Raw genomic sequence first — 5,255 nt, 5'->3', positions numbered from 1 at the left:
GACCACCGAGCCGTCCGCCACCACGAACTCCCGCAGCCGCTCGGCCTGCGCACGCAGCGCGGCCTCACTCTTTCCGGAGAGAACCCACGGCACCACAACAGCCGTATCGGTGTCGTCGGCGTCGATTGCCGCCGGGACGCCTTCGCCCGTGAATTCGGGTTGTTCGAGGATGACGTGTGCGTTGGTGCCGCTGATGCCGAACGAGGACACACCCGCACGGCGCGGCCCCGGACCCTGCGCCCACTCCACCGGTTCGGTCAGCAGCTCCACCGCGCCCGCCGACCAGTCGACGTGCGACGACGGCGCATCCACATGCAGCGTGCGCGGCAGCACACCGTGCCGCATCGCCATCACCATCTTGATCACACCGGCCACACCCGCGGCCGCCTGCGTGTGACCCAGGTTCGACTTCACCGAACCCAGCCGCAACGGCCGCTCCTGCGGCCGGTCCTGACCGTAGGTGGCGATCAGCGCCTGCGCCTCGATCGGGTCACCCAACGTCGTCCCCGTACCATGCGCCTCGACCACGTCCACGTCACCGGCGGACAGCCCACCACTGGCCAGCGCCTGCCGGATCACCCGCTGCTGCGACGGACCGTTCGGCGCCGTCAGACCGTTCGACGCACCATCCTGGTTCACCGCACTGCCCCGCACCACGGCCAGCACCCGATGACCATGACGCCGCGCGTCCGACAACCGCTCCAACACCAGTACACCGGCGCCTTCGGACCAGCCGGCTCCGTCGGCGGTGTCGGAGAAGGCCTTGCAGCGGCCGTCGGCGGAGAGGGCTCCCTGGCGGGAGAACTCGACGAAGGCGGTGGGCGTGGCCATGACGGTGACACCCCCGGCCACCGCCAGCGAGCACTCGCCCGAGCGCAGTGCCTGCGCCGCCCAGTGCAACGCCACCAGCGACGACGAACACGCCGTGTCCACCGTCACCGCCGGACCCTCGAACCCGAACGTGTACGACACACGGCCGGAAGCAATGCTGCCCGCGCTGCCGTTGCCGCGGTAGCCCTCGTACTGCTCGTCGGCGAGGATGCTTCCGTAATCGCTGTACATGACGCCGGCGAAGACGCCGGTCTGGCTGCCCCGCAGCGACACCGGGTCCATCCCGGCCCGCTCGATCGCCTCCCAGGTCGTCTCCAGCAGCAGACGCTGCTGCGCGTCCGTCGCCACCGCCTCCCGCGGGCTCATCCCGAAGAACTCCGCGTCGAAGGCACCCGCGTCGTGCAGGAAGCCGCCCGAGCGCGTGTACGACGTCCCGGACACACTCCGGTCCGGGTTGTAGAGGGACTCGACGTCCCATCCACGGTCGGCCGGGAAGTCCGACACGGCGTCGGCGCCTTCGGACACCAGCCGCCACAGATCCTCAGGGGAGGACACACCGCCCGGATAACGGCACGCCATCCCCACGATCACGACCGGGTCGTCCGCCACCGACGGCAGCGACCCGACCGGCACAGCCACGTCGCGCACGGTTCCGAGCACGGTGTCGAGGAGGTGGCCGGCGAGGAGTTCCGCGGTCGGGTAGTCGAAGACGACGGTGGCGGGCAGGCGCAGTCCGGTCGCCTTGCCCAGCCGGTTCCGCAGTTCCACGGCCGTCAGGGAGTCGAAGCCCAGGTCCTGGAAGGCCCGGTTGGGGTTGACCGTCTGTGCGCCCGAGTGGCCGAGGACGAGGGCGATGTGTCCGCGCACCAGGTCCAGCATCGCCTCGTGGCGCTCGGTCTCGCCGAGCACGGTCAGCCGTTCGGCCAGCCCGGTGGTCTCGGCGGACCCCGTGGCCGCCGCGCGACGAGTGGACGACCGGATCAGCCCGCTGAGCAGCGGCGGAATCTCTCCCTGCGCTCGGAGCGCCGGGAAGTCGAGGCGCACGGGGAGGACGACCACCGCGTCGGCGGCCATCGCGACGTCGAACAGGGCGACGCCCTGCTCCACCGTCACCGAGGGAAGGCCGGAGCGGGTGATGCGGCGGTGGTCGGTCTCCGACAGTGTCCGGGTCATGCCCGCGTCCTGTGACCACGGACCCCACACCAGCGACACCGCCGGCAGCCCCAGCGCACGACGCCGACGCACCAGACCGTCCAGGAACGCGTTACCGGCCGCATAAGCCGACTGACCGGCACTGCCGAACGTCCCCGCCACCGACGAGAACACCACGAAGGCCGTGAGGTCGAGGTCCTTGGTCGCCTCGTGCAGATGCCAGGCCGCGTCCACCTTCGGACGCAGCACACCCGCCAGCCGCTCCCCCGTCAGCGACTCCACCACACCGTCGTCCAGCACACCCGCCGCGTGCACCACCGCCCGCACCCGATACCGGCCCACCAGACCCGCCACCGCAGCCCCGTCGGCCACATCGCAGGCCTCCACCGACACCCGGGCACCCAGCCCGGACAACTCGCCCACCAGCGTGTCCGCACCCTCGGCAGCCGCACCACGACGACTCACCAGCAACAGATCCCGCACACCGTGCTCGACCACCAGATGCCGGGCCACCACACGACCCAGACCACCCGTACCCCCCGTCACCAAAACCGTGCCCTCAACCCCATCCCACACGGACACAGCCGCACCGGACCCGGACGCCACCCGCGCCAGACGAGGCACCAACACCTCACCACCACGCACCGCGACCTCGACCTCGGCCTCACCCACCGCCAACGCCACACCCAGCAACTCGGCGGGGAGCCCGGTGTCAGGTTCGACGTCCAGCAGACCGAACCGGCCAGGATGCTCCGAGACAGCCGACCTCACCAGACCCCAGACTGCGGCACCCGCCAGGTCACCGCCCTCCGTGGCACCGCGCGTCACGAACACCAGACGCGACTGCGCGCACCGCTCGTCCGCGAGCCACGACCGCACCAGCTCCAGCGCCCATACGGCCGCATCGTGCACGGGTCCGACGACACCGTCCGCGGTGCCGGGCACGGTGGCCAGCACCGTTGCCGGCACCTCGCCCTGAACCAGCGCCTCGAGTTCGGCCGCCCCCGAGACCGTGACCGGTTCGGAGGACACTTCGGCGGCCCGCGTGACCCGCGCCTGCACCCAGTCCACCTGGTAGAGGGAGTCATGGGTCGTAGCGCTCAGCTGTCCTGCCACCAGGGGCCGGACGGCCAGGGATTCCACCGAGGCGACGGGAGCGCCGGCCGGGTCGGCCAGCTCCAGGGCCATGGTGCCGTCGGCGTCCCGGGTCAGTTTGACGCGCAGGGCCGAGGCGCCGGAGGCGTGCAGTGTCACTCCGGTCCAGGAGAACGGCACTCCCCCGCGACCGTCGTCGTCGAGCGCGAAGGCGTGCAGGGCGGCGTCGAACAGGGCCGGGTGGAGACCGAAGGCGCTGCCGTCCGTTGCTTCGTCAAGGGCGACCTCGGCGAACAGCTCGTCGCCTCGGCGCCATGCGGCACGAAGGCCGCGGAACGCGGGGCCGTAGGCGAACCCGGAGTCGGCCAAGCGCTCGTAGCAGTCCGTCACATCGACCGCGTGGGCGTCCTTCGGGGGCCACACGGACGCGTCGAAGTCGGGCCGTATGTCGTTCGGGGATTTCGCGGGAGCCAGGGTTCCGGTGGCGTGGACGGTCCACGGGGCCTGGGCGTCGTCGTCGCCGCGCGCGTGTATGCCCAGCGCGCACCGGCCGTCGGCGTCGGGCGTGCCGATCCGCACCTGGATGCGGGTGCCTCCGTGGTCGGGCAGCACCAGCGGTGCGGAGAGGGTCAGTTCCTCGACCATGTCGCAGCCGACCTCGTCGGCCGCGCGGATCGCCAGCTCCAGCAGGGCCGTGCCCGGCACCAGCACCGAGCCCCGCACCGCGTGGTCGGCCAGCCACGGGTGGGACTGCACCGACAGCCGTCCCGTGAACACCACCCCGTCCGAGCCCTCGGTGCCGGCCAGTTCGACGGCTGCGCCCAGCAGCGGGTGCTCTGCCGCTCCGAGCCCGGCGAACCGCACGTCCCCGGCCCGGGTCAGCGCACCGGCGGGCCAGTAGCGCTGCCGCTGGAAGGCGTAGGTCGGCAGGTCGACGGTCCCGGCCCGTACGTCGGTGCCGGTGAGGTAGGCGGCCCAGTCCACCCGGGTCCCGGCCACGTGCAGCCGGGCGAGCGCGGTCAGTGCCGCCGTCTCCTCGTCGCGGTCCTTGCGCAGCAGCGGGATCAGGTGTGCCTCGTCGCCGGCGCTCTCACGCGCCATGCCGCTGAGCACACCGTCCGGGCCGAGCTCGACGAACCGTGTGACGCCCTGCTCAGCCAGGACACGGACTCCGTCGTCGAAGCGTACGGCCTCACGGACATGGGTCACCCAGTACGCGGCGGAAGCGAGCTGTTCGTCACCGGCCAGCATGCCCGTCACGTTCGAGACCACGGGGATACGGGGCGCGGCGAACGACAGCCCTTCCACGACCGTGCGGAAGTCGTCCAGCATCGGTTCCATCAGCGGCGAGTGGAAGGCGTGCGACACCCGCAGCCGGGACGTACGACGCCCCAGCCCGCGGAACACCTCCGCCACGGCCTCCACAGCGGCCTCGGCACCGGAAATCACGAGGGAGAACGGGCCGTTGACGGCCGCGACCGACACCTCACCCGTCAGATGCGGCAGCACCTCCGCCTCCGCCGCCTCCACGGCGACCATCGCACCACCGGCGGGCAGCGCCTGCATCAGGCGACCACGAGCGGCCACCAACGCACACGCGTCCGCCAGGGAGAACACACCCGCCACGTGCGCGGCCGCGATTTCACCGATGGAGTGCCCGGCGACGTAGTCGGGGCGCACGCCCCAGGCGTCGAGCAGGCGGTACAGCGCCACTTCCAGGGCGAACAGCCCTGCCTGGGCGTAGGCGGTCCGGTTCAGCGCGTCCTCGTCATCGCCCCAGATCACGTCGCGCAGCGGCCGGTCGAGGTGCTCGTCCAGGCCCGCGCACACCGCGTCGAACGCCTCCGCGAACACCGGGAAACGGCCGTACAGTTCACGGCCCATACCGAGCCGCTGCGCACCCTGGCCCGAGAACAGGAACGCCGTGCGACCTCCATCGGCCACGCCCTCCACGACACCCGCGTCCGGGAGACCCGCCGCGAGCGCCTCCAGGGCAGTGGTCTTGTCCTGCGCCAGCACCACAGCCCGGTGGTCGAAGAGGGAGCGCTGCGTGGACAGCGCGAACCCGAGGTCCACGCCACGGACCACCGAGCCGTCCGCCACCACGAACTCCCGCAGCCGCTCGGCCTGCGCACGCAGCGCGGCCTCACTCTTTCCGGAGAGAACCCACGGCACCA

At 71.8% G+C, this 5,255-nt stretch carries 1 protein-coding gene; it reads right to left on the bottom strand.

Annotation, left to right across the window (positions count from 1 at the left end):
• A partial coding sequence (locus tag AB0A94_RS38415) for a type I polyketide synthase (RefSeq protein ID WP_361751652.1) occupies positions 1-5,255 on the bottom strand: 5,255 nt, incomplete at both ends.

This window comes from Streptomyces sp. NPDC044984 (assembly GCF_040646935.1).
Classification (GTDB): domain Bacteria; phylum Actinomycetota; class Actinomycetes; order Streptomycetales; family Streptomycetaceae; genus Streptomyces.
Note: the sequence above shows the minus strand (reverse complement) of the source record. Positions and strands in the feature narration are given on the sequence as shown.